13 protein-coding genes and 4 tRNA genes are annotated in these 16,165 nt (G+C 72.6%); 3 read left to right on the top strand and 14 right to left on the bottom strand.

The window, feature by feature from the left end:
- Positions 1-315: 315 nt before the first annotated feature.
- The 7 genes from PJ985_RS00145 to PJ985_RS00115 form a co-directional block, all read right to left on the bottom strand.
- Positions 316-390 (bottom strand) — tRNA-Asp (locus PJ985_RS00145).
- 68 nt (positions 391-458) lie between these two features.
- On the bottom strand, positions 459-4,523 hold the full coding sequence (hrpA, locus tag PJ985_RS00140; protein ID WP_271681397.1) for an ATP-dependent RNA helicase HrpA: 4,065 nt from the start codon (positions 4,521-4,523) through the stop codon (positions 459-461).
- Positions 4,524-4,599: 76 nt separating this feature from the next.
- Positions 4,600-5,364 (bottom strand): ABC transporter permease, encoded by a 765-nt coding sequence (locus PJ985_RS00135; RefSeq protein WP_271681396.1) that lies wholly within the window; start codon positions 5,362-5,364, stop codon positions 4,600-4,602.
- A complete protein-coding gene (locus PJ985_RS00130) occupies positions 5,361-6,374 on the bottom strand; it encodes an ABC transporter ATP-binding protein (RefSeq protein WP_271681395.1) in 1,014 nt (337 codons plus the stop codon). Before PJ985_RS00130 ends, PJ985_RS00135 begins: the two co-directional genes overlap by 4 nt.
- A gap of 377 nt (positions 6,375-6,751) precedes the next feature.
- A tRNA-Phe gene (locus tag PJ985_RS00125) sits at positions 6,752-6,825 on the bottom strand.
- 4 nt (positions 6,826-6,829) lie between these two features.
- Positions 6,830-6,904 (bottom strand) — tRNA-Asp (locus PJ985_RS00120).
- Positions 6,905-6,947: 43 nt separating this feature from the next.
- A tRNA-Glu gene (locus PJ985_RS00115) sits at positions 6,948-7,020 on the bottom strand.
- A 127-nt stretch (positions 7,021-7,147) separates the two neighbouring features.
- Here PJ985_RS00115 and PJ985_RS00110 point away from each other — a divergent pair.
- From PJ985_RS00110 to PJ985_RS00100, 3 genes are all read left to right on the top strand, one after another.
- The gene (locus PJ985_RS00110; RefSeq protein ID WP_271681394.1) at positions 7,148-7,510 is read left to right on the top strand and encodes a metallopeptidase family protein; all 363 of its coding nucleotides are present in this window, start codon (positions 7,148-7,150) and stop codon (positions 7,508-7,510) included.
- A gap of 109 nt (positions 7,511-7,619) precedes the next feature.
- The gene (locus tag PJ985_RS00105) at positions 7,620-8,225 is read left to right on the top strand and encodes a hypothetical protein (RefSeq protein ID WP_271681393.1); all 606 of its coding nucleotides are present in this window, start codon (positions 7,620-7,622) and stop codon (positions 8,223-8,225) included.
- A 201-nt stretch (positions 8,226-8,426) separates the two neighbouring features.
- Positions 8,427-10,175 (top strand): DEAD/DEAH box helicase, encoded by a 1,749-nt coding sequence (locus tag PJ985_RS00100; RefSeq protein ID WP_271681392.1) that lies wholly within the window; start codon positions 8,427-8,429, stop codon positions 10,173-10,175.
- A gap of 168 nt (positions 10,176-10,343) precedes the next feature.
- On the opposite strand, the gene PJ985_RS00095 is transcribed toward PJ985_RS00100, so the two are convergent.
- From PJ985_RS00095 to PJ985_RS00065, 7 genes are read right to left on the bottom strand one after another with little or no spacing between them, the layout of a single operon-like run.
- Positions 10,344-11,726, bottom strand: a complete 1,383-nt coding sequence (locus tag PJ985_RS00095) for an MFS transporter (protein WP_271681391.1) — start codon at positions 11,724-11,726, stop codon at positions 10,344-10,346.
- 39 nt (positions 11,727-11,765) lie between these two features.
- The gene (locus PJ985_RS00090; RefSeq protein ID WP_271681390.1) at positions 11,766-12,176 is read right to left on the bottom strand and encodes a hypothetical protein; all 411 of its coding nucleotides are present in this window, start codon (positions 12,174-12,176) and stop codon (positions 11,766-11,768) included.
- Positions 12,173-12,964, bottom strand: a complete 792-nt coding sequence (locus PJ985_RS00085; RefSeq protein ID WP_271681389.1) for a 4'-phosphopantetheinyl transferase family protein — start codon at positions 12,962-12,964, stop codon at positions 12,173-12,175. Before PJ985_RS00085 ends, PJ985_RS00090 begins: the two co-directional genes overlap by 4 nt.
- A gap of 1 nt (position 12,965) precedes the next feature.
- Positions 12,966-14,123, bottom strand: a complete 1,158-nt coding sequence (locus PJ985_RS00080; RefSeq protein ID WP_271681388.1) for an acyl-CoA dehydrogenase family protein — start codon at positions 14,121-14,123, stop codon at positions 12,966-12,968.
- Complete coding sequence (locus tag PJ985_RS00075; protein ID WP_271681387.1) at positions 14,120-14,878, bottom strand: hypothetical protein; 759 nt, start codon at positions 14,876-14,878, stop codon at positions 14,120-14,122. The genes PJ985_RS00080 and PJ985_RS00075 overlap by 4 nt, the downstream gene beginning before the upstream one ends.
- Complete coding sequence (locus tag PJ985_RS00070) at positions 14,875-15,807, bottom strand: hypothetical protein (RefSeq protein ID WP_271681386.1); 933 nt, start codon at positions 15,805-15,807, stop codon at positions 14,875-14,877. The genes PJ985_RS00075 and PJ985_RS00070 overlap by 4 nt, the downstream gene beginning before the upstream one ends.
- 4 nt (positions 15,808-15,811) lie before the next feature.
- Positions 15,812-16,081 (bottom strand): acyl carrier protein, encoded by a 270-nt coding sequence (locus PJ985_RS00065; RefSeq protein ID WP_271681385.1) that lies wholly within the window; start codon positions 16,079-16,081, stop codon positions 15,812-15,814.
- Positions 16,082-16,165: the final 84 nt, after the last annotated feature.

Raw genomic sequence — 16,165 nt, 5'->3', positions numbered from 1 at the left:
ATTGCACATATTAAATCGACGAGAGTCTCTGTGCAGAAGAACGAGCACACCCACAGGCCAAGTTCCGTGACTCCCGTCACACGGGCGATCTCTTGCCCTCTCCGACGATCTTGCTATATGGGCACCAAGGGCCATTCTGCCTCAGCCGGGCACGTGGTGTACGGAGATCCCCCACAGCGGGCGGACCGGACGGCGCGCCGCTGGATTCAGGGAGTACCCGCTCGCCCCGAACTCACACCGGCCGGTACCCGGGGGGCCGTGGCGAAACGCCGAAGGCCCGGACTCCACGGGGGAGTCCGGGCCTTCCGGGTGATGCGGTCCTGACGGGATTTGAACCCGCGGCCTCCACCTTGACAGGGTGGCGAGCACTCCAAGCTGCTCCACAGGACCTCGCTGCGAGACGAGACTCTACCCCAGGCGCGCCGATCAGGGCCAACTCACCCAGCGCGACCCCGGGATCACGGAACCAATGCGTCCACGGCCTTCATGATGCGCTTGTCCGAGACCGGGTACGCCGTCCCCAGGGCGTGCGCGAAGTAGCTGACCCGCAGCTCCTCGATCATCCAGCGGATGTCCTTCGCCGCCTGTGGCACCGGCCGGCCCGGGGCGAACTGCTCAAGCAGCCAGGCGTGCTCGTCCTGCATCTCGTGCACCTTCGCCATCCGGGTGCGGTCCCGCTCCGCCTGGTGCGGGAGCTGCTGCAGCCGGCGGTCGGCCGCCATCAGATAGCGCATCAGATCCGGCAGCCGCGGCACCCCGTGCGCGGTGACGAAACCGGGACACATCAGCGCGTCGAGCTGCTTCCTGACGTCCGCGAGCGAGTCCAGCAGCACCGGGCTCCGGATGCCCTTCAGCCGCCGCTCCACGGCCTGCCAGGCGGTCAGAACCCCCCGGACCTGCCGCACCAGCGTCATCGTCAGATCCACGATGTCGGCCCGCGCCGCGTCGAACAGCCGCTGGAAGCCCGGTTCGTCCCAGGCCGGGCCGCCGTGCACGGCGATCAGCCGGTCGGCCGCCGCGGTCACGCAGTCCTCGAACAGCGCCTGCACGTTGCCGTGCGGGGAGCTCGACAGCGCCAGCTTCGAGGCATTGTCCAACTGCTTGGCCGCGAACTTCGCCGGATCGGACGGCAGGTTGAGCAGCAGCAGCCGGCGGGTGCCGAGCCACATCGCGCGCTGCTGCTCCTCCTCGGTGTCGAACAGCCGCACCGCCACCGAGCTGCCCTCGTCGACCAGCGCCGGATACGCCTTCACCGGCTGCCCGGCGCGCCGGGTCTCGAAGACGCGGGGGAGGGCACCGATCGTCCATGAGGTCAGACCGCTGCGCCGGTCCGGGAAGACACTGCCGGCCGTGCCCCCGTGGCCCTCGCCGTCCGCCCGGCTCCGGTCACGACCCGCGCGGCCCTTCGGGGACGCCTCGAAGGCCCGGCTGAGCGCCGCCTGGGCCTTCGGCCGCAACCGCAGCCGCAAGGCCTCCAGATCCTTGTCCTCCGCCACCTGCCGGCCGCGCTCGTCCACCACCCGGAACGTGATCCGCAGATGGTCCGGGATCCGCTCCGGGCCGAAGTCCCCCGCCTCGAGCGCGACACCGGTCATCCGCCGCAACTCCCGGGCGAGTGCCGATGTCACCGGCTCCTGTGGCGGCCACTGCCCGTCGCCCTCCCGCTGCCGGTTCTCCAACTCCTTCAGGAAGCGCCCGGCGTAGTTCGGCGCGGGCACACAGTGCCGCCTGAGAGGCTTGGGCAGCGACCGGATCAGCTCGGTGACCAGCTGCTCCCGCAGCCCGGGGATCTGCCAGTCGAAGCCCTGGGCCGTGACCTGATTCAGCACGTGGAGCGGTACGTGCACCGTGACGCCGTCCGCGTCCGTGCCCGGCTCGAACTGGTACGTCACCCGGAACGTCAGCGGGCCCTGCCGCCAGCTGTCCGGATAGTCGGCCTCGGTGACCCCCTCCGCCCGCTCGTTGATGAGCATCGACTTCTCGAAGCTCAGCAGGTCCGGGTCCTCGCGGCGCTTCTTCTTCCACCAGGCGTCGAAGTGCGCCCCGGACACCACCTCGTCCGGGATCCGCTGGTCGTAGAAGGCGTACAGCGTCTCGTCGTCCACCAGGATGTCGCGACGCCGGGCGCGGTGCTCCAGCTCCTCGACCTCGTCGAGCAGGCGGCGGTTGTCCTTGAAGAACTGGTGGTGGGTCCGCCAGTCGCCCTCCACCAGCGCGTTGCGGAGGAAAAGGTCACGGCAGGTCTCCGGATCGATCCGGCCGTAGTTCACCTTGCGGTCGGCCACGATCGGAACGCCGTAGAGCGTCACCCGCTCGTGTGCCATCACCGCGGCCTGCTTCTGTTCCCAGTGCGGCTCGCTGTACGTGCGCTTCACCAGATGTCCGGCGAGCGGCTCGATCCACTCCGGCTCGATCTTCGCGTTGACCCGCGCCCAGAGCCGGGAGGTCTCCACCAGCTCGGCCGACATCACCCAGCGGGGCGGCTTCCGGAACAGTGCCGAGCCGGGGAACACCGCGAACCGCGCCGACCGGGCGCCCAGGTACTCGTTCTTCTCGGTGTCCTTCAGCCCCAGGTGGGACAGCAGCCCGGCCAGCAGCGACTGGTGAATGCGCTGCGGATCGGCGTCCTGGTCCGACAGCTGGATGCCCAGCTGCTTCGCCACCGTGCGCAGTTGCGTGTACAGGTCCTGCCATTCCCGTATGCGCAGGTAGTTGAGGAACTCCGACCGGCACATCCGGCGGAACGCCGAGGAGGACAGCGCCTTCTGCTGCTCCCGCACATACGTCCACAGGTGGAGGAAAGCGAGGAAGTCGGACTCCTCGGCCGGCCCTTCGCGGAAGCGGCGGTGCTTCTCGTCCGCCGCCTGCTGCTTGTCCGAGGGCCGTTCCCGGGGGTCCTGGATCGACAGCGCGGCCGCGATGACCATCACTTCGCGGACGCAGCCGTTCCGGTCGGCCTCCAGCACCATCCGGGCCAGCCGGGGGTCCACCGGAAGCTGGGCGAGCCGGCGCCCCGTCTCCGTCAGCCGCTTCTTCGGCCCTTTCTGCCCGATGTCGAGCGCGTGCAGCTCCTCGAGCAGCTGCACACCCGCCTTGATGCTCCGGTGGTCCGGTGGGTCGATGAACGGGAAGCGCTCGATGTCCCCCAGCCCCGCGGCGGTCATCTGCAGAATGACGGAGGCCAGGTTGGTGCGCAGGATCTCGGCGTCGGTGAACTCCGGACGCGCCGAGAAGTCGTCCTCGGAGTACAGCCGGATGCAGATGCCGTCGCTGGTCCGTCCGCAGCGGCCCTTGCGCTGGTTCGCGCTGGCCTGCGAGACGGGCTCGATGGGCAGCCGCTGCACCTTGGTGCGGTGGCTGTAGCGCGAGATCCGGGCCGTGCCCGGATCGATGACGTACTTGATGCCGGGCACCGTCAGCGAGGTCTCCGCGACGTTGGTGGCCAGCACGACCCGCCGGCCGCTGTGCTGCTGGAACACCCGCTGCTGTTCACCGTGGCTGAGCCGGGCGTACAGCGGCAGCACCTCGGTGGAGCGCAAGCGCTGCTTGTGCAACGCGTCCGCGGTGTCGCGGATCTCCCGCTCGCCGGAGAGGAACACCAGGATGTCCCCCGGCCCCTCCTTCACCAGCTCGTCCACGGCGTCGCAGATGGCGGTGATCTGGTCCCGGTCCCCGGCGTCCCCCTCCTCCTCCAGCAGCGGCCGGTACCGGACCTCCACCGGATACGTCCGGCCGGAGACCTCCACGATCGGGGCGGGACGGCCGTCCGGTGCACGGAAGTGCCGGGCGAAGCGTTCCGGATCGATCGTCGCCGAGGTGACGATCACCTTGAGATCGGGGCGCCGGGGGAGCAGCTGGGCGAGATAGCCGAGCAGGAAGTCGATGTTGAGGCTGCGCTCGTGGGCCTCGTCGATGATCAGCGTGTCGTACCGGAGCAGTTCGCGGTCGTGCTGGATCTCGGCCAGCAGGATGCCGTCCGTCATCAGCTTGACGAGCGTGCTGTCACCGACCTGGTCGGTGAACCGGACCTTCCACCCGATCGCCTCACCCAGGGGCGTGCCGAGCTCGTCGGCGATCCGCTGGGCCACCGTACGGGCGGCGATCCGGCGCGGCTGGGTGTGCCCGATCAGGCCCTGCACTCCGCGGCCGAGCTCCAGGCAGATCTTCGGGATCTGTGTGGTCTTGCCGGACCCCGTCTCACCGGCGACGATCACCACCTGGTGGTCGCGGATCGCCGCGGCGATGTCGTCCTTCCTGGCGCTGACCGGCAGCTGCGCCGGGTAGCTGATCCGGGGCACGGCGGCGCGGCGCAACTCCACGCGCAGCTCGGCCTCGTCCAGGGCACGGGCGATCTGCCGCAGGGCGTCCTGCCGGGCGGCGGATCCGGAGATGCGCCGGGTGCCGTCGAGCCGGCGGCCGAGCCGTCGCCGGTCCCGCAGGGTGAGTCCGGGCAGCCGCTCCTGCAGAGCGGTCAGCGAGGGGGCGGCCGGAGCCGGCGTGGCGGGGGAGGGATGAGTGGACATACGGGCTCCAGGGTCTCACCTCGGCCACGGATGCCGCGAACCGATATCCCCGACCGCGGCCCGGTGCTCCGGTCTCTCAGGTGCGCGGTTCCCACCGGAAGCAGCGGCGCACCACGAGGGCGGAGATCCCGATCCACACCGTCAGCACCAGCACCCGGGGCAGTGCGTCGCTCAGCCCCAGCTCCCCGGTCCAGCCGGAGCGCACCAGGTCGACCACGGGGGTGAGGGGCAGGAAGCGGGCGACGTCCTGGAGCACCTCCGGAAACATCTCCAGCGGGAAGAAGGCACCGGAGGTGGAAGGGAGGACGAACAGCACCGGCAGGATCGTCACCTGGGCGCTCTCGGCCGTGGGTGAGAGCGCGGCCGTCCCGGCGGCGAGGGCGATCATCAGCAGCGCGCCGAGCAGCATGCCGAGGAACGCCTGGTGGAGCGCGGGAGGGGCGTCCGCGCCGCCCAGCCAGGAGATGGCCGCCGAGACTGCCGCGAACTGGAGCAGGACGACGGTGGTCAGCACGAGCACGATGCCCACCAGGATGGTGACGTCCGAGACCTCCCCCGTGCGCAGCCGCTTCAGCAGCAGTTCCTCGCGCCGCAGGACGTACATCGTGGTGAGCGGCACGTACAGCCCCATCACCAGCAGAATGCCGGAGGCGGAGGCGACCATCGTGGGGGCCAGCTCCAGGCCCAGTTGCCGCAGGTCGAAGGAGTCCAAGACGGCCTTCATCGCGATGACCAGGAGGGTGGGCACCAGCAGCACGTTGACGAGGTTGGCCTTGCTGCGGAAGAAGAGCGTGAACTCGGTCCTGGCCAGGCCCTTGAGGTGCTGGACGTGGGTCTTCATGCGGAGGCGGCTTCCTGTGCGGGTGGCTGGGCAGCCTCGGAACCGTCCGGGTCCGCGCTCGGGGCGACACTGGCGTTTCCCCTGGCGATGTCGAGGAACACCTCCTCCAGGGAGGCGGAGCGCGCGTTGAAGCGGCCCAGCCGTAGCCGCGCGCCGCGCGCCCAGACCAGGAGGTCGGTGGCCGCTTCCTGGAGGTCGGACGTCCAGACCGTGACAATGCCGTTCTCCACGGCGACCCGGGAGGCGTGCGGAAGCGCCGGCAGGTGGCCCGCCGCGACGCCGTTCGGCAGGCGGAAGGTCAGGCTGCTGGGGTGGCGCGCCACGATCTCCTCGACTGCCCCGGCCGTGACGATCTCCCCCCTGTGCATGATCGCCAGATGGTCGGCGAGGTCCTGCGCCTCCTCGAGGTAGTGCGTGGTGAGCACGATGGTGGTGCCCTGGTCCTTCAGCCGGCGGATGAGCCGCCAGGTCTCATGGCGTCCTTCCGGGTCCATGCCGGTGGTGGGCTCATCCAGGAAAAGCACGTCCGGCCGGTTGAGCGTGGCCATCGCGAGGTCCAGCCGCCGCTTCTCGCCACCGGACAGATTTTTCACCTGCACGTCCGCGCGGTGGCCGAGCCCGACGATGTCCAGTGCCTCCGCCACGGGGCGGGGCCGGCTGCTCAGCCAGGCCCACATCTGCACCGTCTCACGGGTCGTCAGCTCCGAGGAGAAGCCGCCCTCCTGCAGCATCGCGCCGGTACGGGGACGGGTCGACCTGCGGTCGGTGAAGGGGTCGTAGCGGCCGAAGAGCCGCACCGTACCGGCGGACGGGCGGGCCAGCCCCTCCAGCAGTTCCATGGTGGAGGTCTTTCCCGCGCCGTTCGTGCCCAGCAGGGCGAACAATTCACCTTCCGCAACAGTGAAGGACACACCCCGCACGGCCTGAAAGGACTGGTCGCCTCTGCCGTAGGTACGGCAGAGGTCATGCACGTCGACAACGACTTCCGGGCCGGGCGCTGGGCTCTGCATGACGTTCATCCTCCGGCCCCCGGACGCGGCCTCACAAGAAGGATCCCGCACGAAGATCCGATGACATCTGTCATGTGCCACCGCACGGGAACTCATCCCGCACACGTGCTGCGCCGAGCTTGTCGTCCCACCCCGGACGGGTGAGCGGGTTCACCGGACCGGCCCGATTCCGGGTGGCCTGCTCCGGATGCTTGTCGGGCCGGAGGCTGTCCTGTTCGGCCGCGAGGCGGACGGGAGCGTGTCCCAGCGCTCTCGCCTCGTGGTGGGGAACCCGCAGCGGGTGGCGCACTCCCGTTGGCGTACGGACGGGGGCAGCGAACACGAGAGCGGGCCCGCCGACGATCGCCGACGGGCCCGCTCTTCCTGCTCAAACGCGGTGGCTGGGGCCGGGGTCGAACCGGCGACCTTCCGCTTTTCAGGCGGACGCTCGTACCAACTGAGCTACCCAGCCGGAGCGGTCCTGACGGGATTTGAACCCGCGGCCTCCACCTTGACAGGGTGGCGAGCACTCCAAGCTGCTCCACAGGACCTTGCTCCGTGTGCACTGCTGCCAGTGTCGCACGTGTTACTGCGTGCCCCCAACGGGATTCGAACCCGTGCTACCGCCTTGAAAGGGCGGCGTCCTAGGCCACTAGACGATGAGGGCTGGTGGCCCACCTGGGCACCGGTTGGTGCGTCGGGGACGTGAGAAGCATATGGGATCGAGGGACGGATCGCCAAAACGAATGCCGGGTCTGTTCCTGGCGTGGTGGGGGTGGCGCACAATTGACTCTGTGCTGGAGATGACGCGTGAGGAGTTCGAGGACCTGGTGAGCCAGGCGCTGGACCGGGTCCCGCCGGAGCTGACGCGGCTGATGGACAACGTTGCCGTGTTCGTGGAGGACGAACCGCCGCCGGGGGAGCCGGAGCTGCTCGGGCTCTACGAGGGCACCCCGCTCACCGAGCGGGGGGAGTGGTACGCCGGGGTGCTGCCCGACCGGATCTCCGTGTACATGGGGCCGACGCTGCGGTTCTGTGCCCGGGAGGGCGGGGACCGGGAGCTGATCGTCGAAGAGGTGGAGATCACGGTGGTGCACGAGATCGCGCACCACTTCGGGATCGACGACGAGCGGCTGCACGCCCTGGGCTACGCCTGAGACACCGTGCGCCTGCCTCCCCGGGCGGCGGCGTGCCGTGTCCTCCCTCCGGCTGCGGGAGTTGGTACAGGAGGTAGTCCGTCCTGTCCCCTGCCTGGAGGTGCCTGCCGTGCGCCGCCCCCGTCCCCTCCACCCGTCCCGCCCCCGCGGCCCTGCCCGTGCCCGCTCCGCCCTCCGTTCCGTCGCCGCCGCGGCCGTGCTGGCCACCGTGCTGGCCGGCTGCATGAGCGTCGAGCCGGACCGGGAACCCGGTCCCACCGAGGCGGGGCACGCCACCGGGGGCGGTGAGCCGGACGAGTCCGCGTCCGGCGAGCCGGGCGGCCAGGAGCGCGACGGCAAGCCCGGAGCGTCCGGCACTCCGGTCCCCCCGGCGGAGGAAAGCCCGGGCGGGGAGGCCGGGGAGCACGACCCGGACACGGCCGCCGACGCCGGCGCGGGCTCCGGGGCGGGCGGCAGCGGCCGGGACCAGGGCGGGGGCTCGGCGGAGCGCTCCCGCACCCTGGCCCCCAGCACCGCGCACCCCACCAGGACGCTCCCGCCCACGCCCAGCAGATCCCCCACCGGCTCGCCGAGCAGCAGCGCCCGGCCGTCGCCGCCGGCCACCCCCGGCCCTCCCGATCCGCCCTCCGAGGAACCCACCACGCAGCCCGAGGATCCCGGCCCGGGCGCCCCCGACCCGACGCCCTCGGAAAGCCCTGCGGGGACCGTCGGGTGAGTGACGCACGCGACTCCCGGTTGCGTCGTGGGGAACACGGTGCGTATCCTCGGAGATTGATCCCACTTGCCCGGCGCCCCAGTGATGCGCGCCGTGTGGCGCGTTCCTCGTCAAAGCCGTGGCTGACCGCATTCCAGGCGGTCGATGTGTGCCCTACGGAGCCAAGGCGCGTGCCGTTGACTCCGGAAGGTTTCTTTACGCATGTCCGTTACCACCCCTGACGTCGTCCTGCCGCTGGACGAGCCGACGACCACGTTCGCCGACCTCGGTCTGGCCGAGCCGCTCGTCCGCAAGCTCGCGCAGAACGGCGTCACCGTGCCGTTCCCGATCCAGACCGCGACGATTCCCGACGCGATGGCGGGGCACGACATCCTCGGCCGGGGCCGCACCGGCTCCGGCAAGACCCTGAGCTTCGGCCTGCCGCTGCTCACTCGCCTCGTCGGCGGCCGTACCGAGCGCCGGAAGCCGCGCGCCATCATCCTCACCCCGACCCGCGAGCTGGCCATGCAGGTCTCGGACGCGCTCCAGCCCTACGGCGACGTACTCGGACTGAAGCTCAAGGTGGTCTGCGGCGGCACCTCCATGAGCAACCAGATCTACGCCCTGGACCGCGGCGTGGACGTTCTCGTCGCCACTCCCGGCCGGCTGCGGGACCTCATCAACCGCGGCTCCTGCTCGCTGGACGACGTCTCCATCGCCGTGCTCGACGAGGCGGACCAGATGGCTGACCTCGGCTTCATGCCCGAGGTCACCGAGCTGCTCGACCTGATCCCGGCCGGTGGCCAGCGGATGCTGTTCTCCGCGACGCTGGAGAACGAGATCGACAGCCTGGTCAAGCGCTACCTGGTGAACCCGATCAGCCACGAGGTCGACGCCGCCCAGGGCGCCGTCACCACCATGAGCCACCACGTGATGGTCGTGAAGCCGCGTGACAAGGCTCCGGTGACCGCCGCCATCGCCGCCCGAAAGGGCCGCACCATCATCTTCGTCCGCACCCAGCTGGGCGCGGACCGGGTGTCGGAGCAGCTGAGGGAGTCCGGGGTGCGCGCCGACGCGCTGCACGGCGGCATGACCCAGGGTGCCCGTACCCGCACCATGGAGGACTTCAAGGGCGGCAAGGTCAACGTCCTGGTCGCCACCGACGTGGCCGCCCGCGGCATCCACGTCGACGGCATCGACCTGGTACTGAACGTGGACCCCGCCGGGGACCACAAGGACTACCTGCACCGTTCCGGCCGGACCGCTCGGGCGGGCCAGTCCGGCACCGTGGTCTCGCTGGCCCTGCCGCACCAGCGGCGCACCATCTTCCGGCTGATGGAGGACGCGGGCGTGGACGCCTCGCGGCACATCATCGGCCGCGGTGACCTCTTCGACGAGGAGGTGGCCGAGATCACCGGCGCCCGCTCGCTGACCGAGGTGCAGGCCGAGGCGGCGATGGGCGCGGCCCAGCAGGCCGAGCGGGACGCGGCCAAGCTCGCCAGGGAGCTGGAGCACGCCCAGGCGCGCGCCACCGAGCTGCGCGAGGAGGCCACCAAGCTGGTCGGCCGGGCCGCCCGCGAGCGCGGTGAGGACCCGGACGAGGCCATCGCCAAGGCCGTCGCCGACCAGGCCGCGGCCGAGGCGGAGTTCGAGGCCAAGCGCCGGATGCGGGCCGCCGCGAAGGCGTCCAAGGCCGAGTCGGCCCGCAACGAGCAGCGTTCGGACGACCGTCGCCCGTACCAGGGTGACCGGGACCGCCGTCCGCACGGCCGCCGTGACGACCGGGGCGGCAGCTCCTCGCGCGATGACCGCCGCCCGTACGGCCGCCGTGACGACCGCGGCGGTTTCCGCTCGGACGACCGGCGCGCCACCTCTGCGCGGGACGGCGACCGTGCCCCGCGCCGGGACGACAGCCGTGGCCGTCCCTTCACCGGCCGTACCGACAAGCCCCGCTGGAAGCGCGGCAACTGACGCGGCGGAGCCGTGCACGGCACCCCGGGTGGGCTCGTCCGACGGTGACCCGACCTGACCCGGTCCGATCCGACCGAGAAGCCCCGTTCCCCGCCGTGACCGGCGGGAGGACGGGGCTTCTCGGTGTGGACAGCCGGAGCGGGCGGCAGCAGAGGGTTTCCGCCACGCTCACACGGATGCCGGGGCGGGTGCGGGAACGTCTTTCCTGGCGTCCGTGGCGTCCGTGGCGACTGCGGCCTCCGCCGGGGCCTGCGGGTGGGGCCGACCGTCCGCGGTGCCGGTGCCGGGCCCTTCCTCGGGGCTGTCGGCGGCGTCATCGGCGTCCTTGCTCCGGACCGGGTGGCGCAGGGCCATGACCGCCGCCACCGGCGAGAGGAACGCCAGGAGGCCGCAGATCACCCAGGTGGGCGAGACGCCCAGCACGAGGGAGAGGGTGCTGAAGACGGTGATGGAGATCGGCGCGGTGCCGATACCGGCCAGAGCCAGCGTCGACATGGCCGCGCCCATGCGGGCGGGCGGAGCGGCCTGCTGATACATCGTGACGATGGCCGGGCCGTTGAACCCGGACAGCAGCCCGACGATGCCCGCCAGCACACAGAGCGCGGTGACCGACGGAAGCAGCGCCATGAGCAGGATGCCGGCCGCGATGCCCGTACCGGTCACCACCAGGCGTGCGAACAGCGGGATGCGGTGGGCGATCAGGGTGCCCAGCGCACTGGACACCAGGGCGCCGGCGCCGAAGGACGCGACCACGGCTCCGACCACACCGACGTTCCAGCCGCGCTCGGAGACCAGCAGTGGGAGCGCCACCTCCAGGGGCCAGCCGAAGGCCATGTCCAGGGTGAAGGAGGCGAGGAAGATCCAGCGCAGCCGCGGGTGGCGGGCCAGCAGCCGGAAGCCGTCGGCGGACCGCCGGACCATCGACTCGCCGGGTTCGCGGCGCGGCCGGGTCAGGCCGCTGGTGACGTAGAGCAGGCAGATCAGCCACGCGGTGCAGGTCAGGGAGGTCACCAGCAGCGCGTGCCACAGCTGGCCGACGGAGATCAGCCAGGCGCCGATCGGGGCGCCGGTGATGGGGGCGATCCGCAGCACCATCGCGTAGAGGGAGTTGGCCCGGGTCAGGTAGTCCCGCTTGGCGAATTGCGGCATGAGCGAGCCCGAGGACGGCCCGCCGAGACCGAGCAGGATGCCGTCGAGCAGGGCGATCACCACCAGCGGCCACAGGCTCTCCACGTGGTACACCACGGCCGTGCCGGCGATCAGCACGCCGATGCGGGCCGCGGTGGTGCGCAGCAGCACGAAGCGCGGGCCGAGCATGTCGGCGACCGCCCCGCCGAAGATGAGCATCAGGGCGCGGGGGAGGGACGCGGCGAGCAGCACCATGCTGACGCCGGTGGTGCCGCCGAGCTGTACCGCGGTCCAGCTCATGGCGATCAGCAGGATGAAGCTGCCGCACTGGGCCAGGGCCTGGCCGCCGACCAGCACCCCGACCTTGTCCCACTGGATCTCGGGTGGTGCGGAAGCCGGTGCTGAGTCACTTCTGGTACGCATGGGTGGCCTGTTCTGTGGAGGAGGGGCGGGAGGGGAGGGTCAGGAACGGGGCGGCAGCCGGAGCCGGACGGTGCCCGACCCGCCGGCGAGTGCGCTCGTCACGGCGCGGGCCGCTGCCCGGCGCCAGGCGGCGGGGCGGAGCGCGGAGCGGGACGCGGGCCCGTAGGAGGTGAGGCTCAGCCGCCCTCCCAGGTGGGAGCGGCCGGCCCCGGCCAGCGCCCGGACCGCGGCCTGCGCGGCCCCGTTCGCTCCGGCGGGGCGGACGGTGACCAGGGGCAGCTCGGACAGGGTGAAGCGGGCCCGGACGGTGCCGCCGCCGGAGCGGGCGGTGGGCGTGGCCGGCCGCCGGGTGCGGGCACTGCCGGGACGGCGGGGTGCCGTGCGGGAGGGCCGTGCGGGCGGTCGGGGGCGGCTGCCCCGGCGGCCGTGGCGCGGTGCGGTCCGGCTCATCGTGGTCCCTCGCTGTCGTGGGCGGGCTCGGTGGTGGGCAGTGCGCTGTCCCAGGTGCGCAGGCGCAGTGGCCGGCGGGCGGTGCCGACCGCGGCGACCGCGGCCACGTAGCCGGGCGGCGCCGGCAGGTCGGTGAGCGTCCAGAGGGTGCCGCGGTAGGTGCGGCTCCCCAGGACGGTGCCCGGCACGGGCACGGGGATCCCCAGCCCGGTCAGGAGCCGGCCGCCGGCTGCCTTGACGCAGGCCTCCTTGCGGGACAGCAGCCGGTGGTACGCGGCCCGGCGCGCTTGTGGTCCGGGTTGTGCGGCCACCTGGGCGGCCTCCTCGTCGGGCAGGAAGCGGGCGGCAAGGGCCAGGGCGGCCCCGGCCGGGACCCTGACCTGTTCGATGTCCACGCCCACCGGTGCGGTGAGCGAGACGGCGAGCAGCGCGTGGCCGCCGGACCGGCTCAGGTTCCACTGCCAGCGGCTCAGCCGGCCGTCGAACACCGGCTTGCCGTGCGGTTCGGTGCTCCACCGCAGTGCGCGTCCGTCACGGTCGAGGTAGCTCCCCAGGATGGTGCGGACCGTACTGTGCGCGCGGGTGTACCGGCGGGCCGCCACCGGGTCCGGGAAGGCTTCCGCGCGGCGTCGCTCCGCCGGGCCGAGGCAGCCGGTCCCCGGGTCGCTGCCGGTGTCGAGACCGATCAGCCACACGTCCGTTCCGGCGGGCGGCCCGGTCGGCAGCCCGCCGGCGCGGTAGCCGGGGGCGGCGGTCTGCGGACCGGCGGTCGCCGGTGGCGCCGGCATCTCAGATCCGCCCGTGCAGGTAGCCCTGGGCAAGAGTGAGGCGCTGGATGTTGCTGGTGCCCTCCATGAATTCGAAGGCCCTGGCGTCGCGGGCCCATTTGTCGAGCAGCGGGTGCTCCCAGCGCGCCCCGGGACCGAAGGCGCGGACGGCCGCCGTGGTGATGTCCTCCGCGAGCCGGGTGGCACGGATCTTGGCGGCCGAGGCCAGGGTGCCGTCGGCGGGGTCGTGGTCGGCGGACCGGGCGGCGGCCAGCACCATGGCCCGCACCCCGGCCAGCTGTGCGGCGAACTCCGCGAAGCGGGGGGCCGCCGCGGAGTGCGCGTCGCCGCGGTGGCCGGTCACGTAGTCGTGTGCGGCTTGAGCGACTCCCAGCGCCAGGCAGGAGACCACCGGCCGGTACCGGTTGAAGGTGCGCACCGCCGCCCACATGCCCTGCCGGGTCGCGCTGCGGTGCCGCCCCAGGACGTCCTCCTCGGCCACCGGTACGTCCCGCATCCGCAGCTCGCTGAGCTCCAGGCCGCGCAGCCCGATGGTGTCCAGGGGAACGCCGGTGAAGCCGGGCCGGTCGCTCTCCAGCAGCACCGCGACCACGCCGAGCGGTCCGCGGTGCCGGCGGGCGAAGAGCACGCCGGTCGCCGAGCGGGCGCCGTTGCCCACGAAGCGCTTGGTGCCGTTGAGCAGCAGGCCGCCACCGTCCGCGGGGGTCAGGGTGGTGGCCATCGCGGCGGGGTCCGAGCCGTGGGCCGGTTCGGTCATGCCGAAGAACGTCCAGACCGGCCCGTCGGCCAGCCGGCCGTAGTAGCGCTCCAGCTGCTGCGGGTCCCCGAGTTCGGCCATGACGTGCCCGGACATCGCCGGGCCGGGCAGTCCGAGGGCGATACCCGCGTCGGCGCGTGCCAGCTCCTCCCACACCACGACCTGTTCGGCGCACCACCGGAGGTGGACGGCACGTCCGTCCACCCGCAGCGGGTCGGGGTTGTACGCGGCGGGCAGCCCGGCGAACTGCCGCCACGGCAGTGCTCCGTCGAGCAGGCCGGGGAGCAGGGCGGGGTCGGCGTCCACCGCGCAGGACACCCGGCGCAGGGGGGCGGCCTGCTCGCGGGCGACGGCGCGGAGCCGGGCGAGGAAGGCGGAATCCGGTGGCGGGGCGGAGGTCATGTCGGCTCCTGGTCGGTGTCCGGGCGGTCGGTGTCCGGTGCGGTGGCGTCCGGCGGGGTGGTGTCCGGTGCGGTGGTGTCCGGCGGGGTGGGTCGGGCGGGAGCGGCGTACACGTCGCCGAGCAGCTCCGAGGCGCGGATCGCGCTCCCCGGTCCGTCGGTGAGGTAGCCGGACGCGCCGAACAGGTGCAGGCAGGTCCGTCCGGACGCGTCGAGCGCGCGGTGGGCCCGGTGCAGCTCGGCGCTGCCGGGGGTGTCCGCGGTGAGCGCCCGGGCCTCGGCGATACCGAGGGCCGCTTCCGCGACCAGCGAGCGGACCAGGGACAGTTTCAGCGTGCTGGAGCCCTGCACCCGGCGGTCCCGCAGGCGGTCCGTGGCCTGCCGCAGGAGCCGGTCGGCGGCCCCCAGCCGGGCGGCGAGCACTCCGGCCCGCCACCTGTCGCCGGGGTGCCCGGCACCCTCCACCCGGAGGGCGACCAGCCGGTCACCGGGGCGGTCGGCCCGTACGGATCCGAGTTCCTGCTCCGGTGCTTCGGGGCCGCGCGGGCGGGGTCCCGAGCCAGTGGTGAAGTGGCCGCAGGCGGCGGCGGTCTCCGGCGGCAGCAGCACGTAGCCGCCGTCGCCGGCCGGCAGGACGGCCTCGCCGGCCGTGCGGTGCAGCAGGACGAGCGCGGCGACCAGGCCCTGGTCGCGGGCGGTGTCCCGGACCGTGGCCACCAGGTCTTCGGTGCCGGGAGGGGTGAGGACGGAAGTCACGGGACCAGCTCCTTCGGTGCGTGGTCGGGGGATGAGGCGGAGACGGCGGATGCGGTGTTCCCGGCGTCCCGGTCCGGCCCCGCCCAGGTCAGCGGCAGGCCGCACAGGTACGGCAGCACGGGGTCGCGGTCGGCCACGAGCAGCCGGCCGGCCGGCTGCTCGCCGGAGGTCAGCCGGTGCGCGAGCGTCAGCCACAGCCCGGTGACGGGCAGACCCGGTTCGCCGCGCAGCAGGGTGATGCCGTCGGCGGGCGTCAGGTCGCCCAGCCCCGCACCGGCGAGGAGGGTGCCGGCCGGCGGTACGGCCGGAGGGGGCGCGCTGTGCCGCGGGGCGACGGCCGCCCGGTCGGTCACGGTGATCTCCACGCGTCCCAGCTCCGGTCCGGTCAGGGTGCCGAGCAGCAGGGCCACCGCGGCGTCCCGTTCCGGACGTGCGGCTGTCGCGCAGGGAGGCAGGGTGCTCTGCTCCATCAGCACCACCAGGGCGCGGCGCCGGGAGCCGGCCGCGAGGTGTCCGGCCGCGATCCGCAGCGCGGTGAACGGGCCGGCGACACCCTGCTCGGAAATGCCGACGATCAGGGGATCGCTGCCGGCCAGGTCGGCGAGTACCGGGCCGGGCAGGCTCTGGTGGCGCCAGTCGGACCCGGCCGCCACGGTGACGATCAGGTCGACTTCGGACAGCAGCTCGCTGCCCAGGCGGCGCGCGACCGCCCGCACCATGTCGTGGTGGCTGACCACCGGGCCCTCCCGCAGCCAGGTGTCGTCGGCCGCGGGGCCGTTGAGGCCGGCCCAGAGTTCCCGGCCGGCCGACAGGTCGTCGGGGGTGGCCGAGCCGTCAGCGGCGGAGAAGATGAACGGGTGGATGCTTTCCAGGCGGGGAACCGCGGCGGGACAGCCGCGGTCTCCCTCGTCGAATCGCCAGGCAGGCACCGGGTCACCGGGCCTCGGCGACGTAGCCGGCCAGCGACCCGACGCTCTCCAGGTGGTGGTGCTCCAGGCTCTCCGGGTCGACCTCCAGGCCGAGGCCGTCCTCCAGGGCCAGCAGGAGGCTGAGCACGCTGGTGGAGTCGAGTTGCAGGTCGTCGAAGAGGCGGGTGTCCTCGGTGACGTCGGTGAGCTCCTGGCCGAGTACCTCGGAGAGCGCGGTGACGATGGCGGGGATGAGCTGCGCGCGGGTGGTGGGCTGGGCGGGGGCAGTGGTCATGACGGGCTCCTTGGGTTCTGCGGGTGGATGAGGCGGTGCGGTGCGGGGTGGTGCGGTGCGGTGCGGGGTGGTGCGGTGCGGGGT

Origin of the sequence: Streptomyces sp. ACA25, from assembly GCF_028200735.1 — a bacterium.
GTDB lineage: Bacteria > Actinomycetota > Actinomycetes > Streptomycetales > Streptomycetaceae > Streptomyces.
The sequence above is the reverse complement of the archived record's forward strand: the minus strand, read 5'-3'. Positions and strand labels throughout refer to the sequence as shown.

What these genes read in the sequence shown, in the direction of transcription:
- PJ985_RS00130 (WP_271681395.1), bottom strand. Translation starts at nt 6,374, where the DNA reads ATGCAGAGCCCAGCGCCCGGCCCGGAAGTCGTTGTCGACGTGCATGAC.
- PJ985_RS00065 (WP_271681385.1), bottom strand. Translation starts at nt 16,081, where the DNA reads ATGACCACTGCCCCCGCCCAGCCCACCACCCGCGCGCAGCTCATCCCC.
- PJ985_RS00080 (WP_271681388.1), bottom strand. Translation starts at nt 14,123, where the DNA reads ATGACCTCCGCCCCGCCACCGGATTCCGCCTTCCTCGCCCGGCTCCGC.
- PJ985_RS00090 (WP_271681390.1), bottom strand. Translation starts at nt 12,176, where the DNA reads ATGAGCCGGACCGCACCGCGCCACGGCCGCCGGGGCAGCCGCCCCCGA.
- PJ985_RS00100 (WP_271681392.1), top strand. Translation starts at nt 8,427, where the DNA reads ATGTCCGTTACCACCCCTGACGTCGTCCTGCCGCTGGACGAGCCGACG.
- PJ985_RS00095 (WP_271681391.1), bottom strand. Translation starts at nt 11,726, where the DNA reads ATGCGTACCAGAAGTGACTCAGCACCGGCTTCCGCACCACCCGAGATC.
- PJ985_RS00085 (WP_271681389.1), bottom strand. Translation starts at nt 12,964, where the DNA reads ATGCCGGCGCCACCGGCGACCGCCGGTCCGCAGACCGCCGCCCCCGGC.
- PJ985_RS00135 (WP_271681396.1), bottom strand. Translation starts at nt 5,364, where the DNA reads ATGAAGACCCACGTCCAGCACCTCAAGGGCCTGGCCAGGACCGAGTTC.
- hrpA (WP_271681397.1), bottom strand. Translation starts at nt 4,523, where the DNA reads ATGTCCACTCATCCCTCCCCCGCCACGCCGGCTCCGGCCGCCCCCTCG.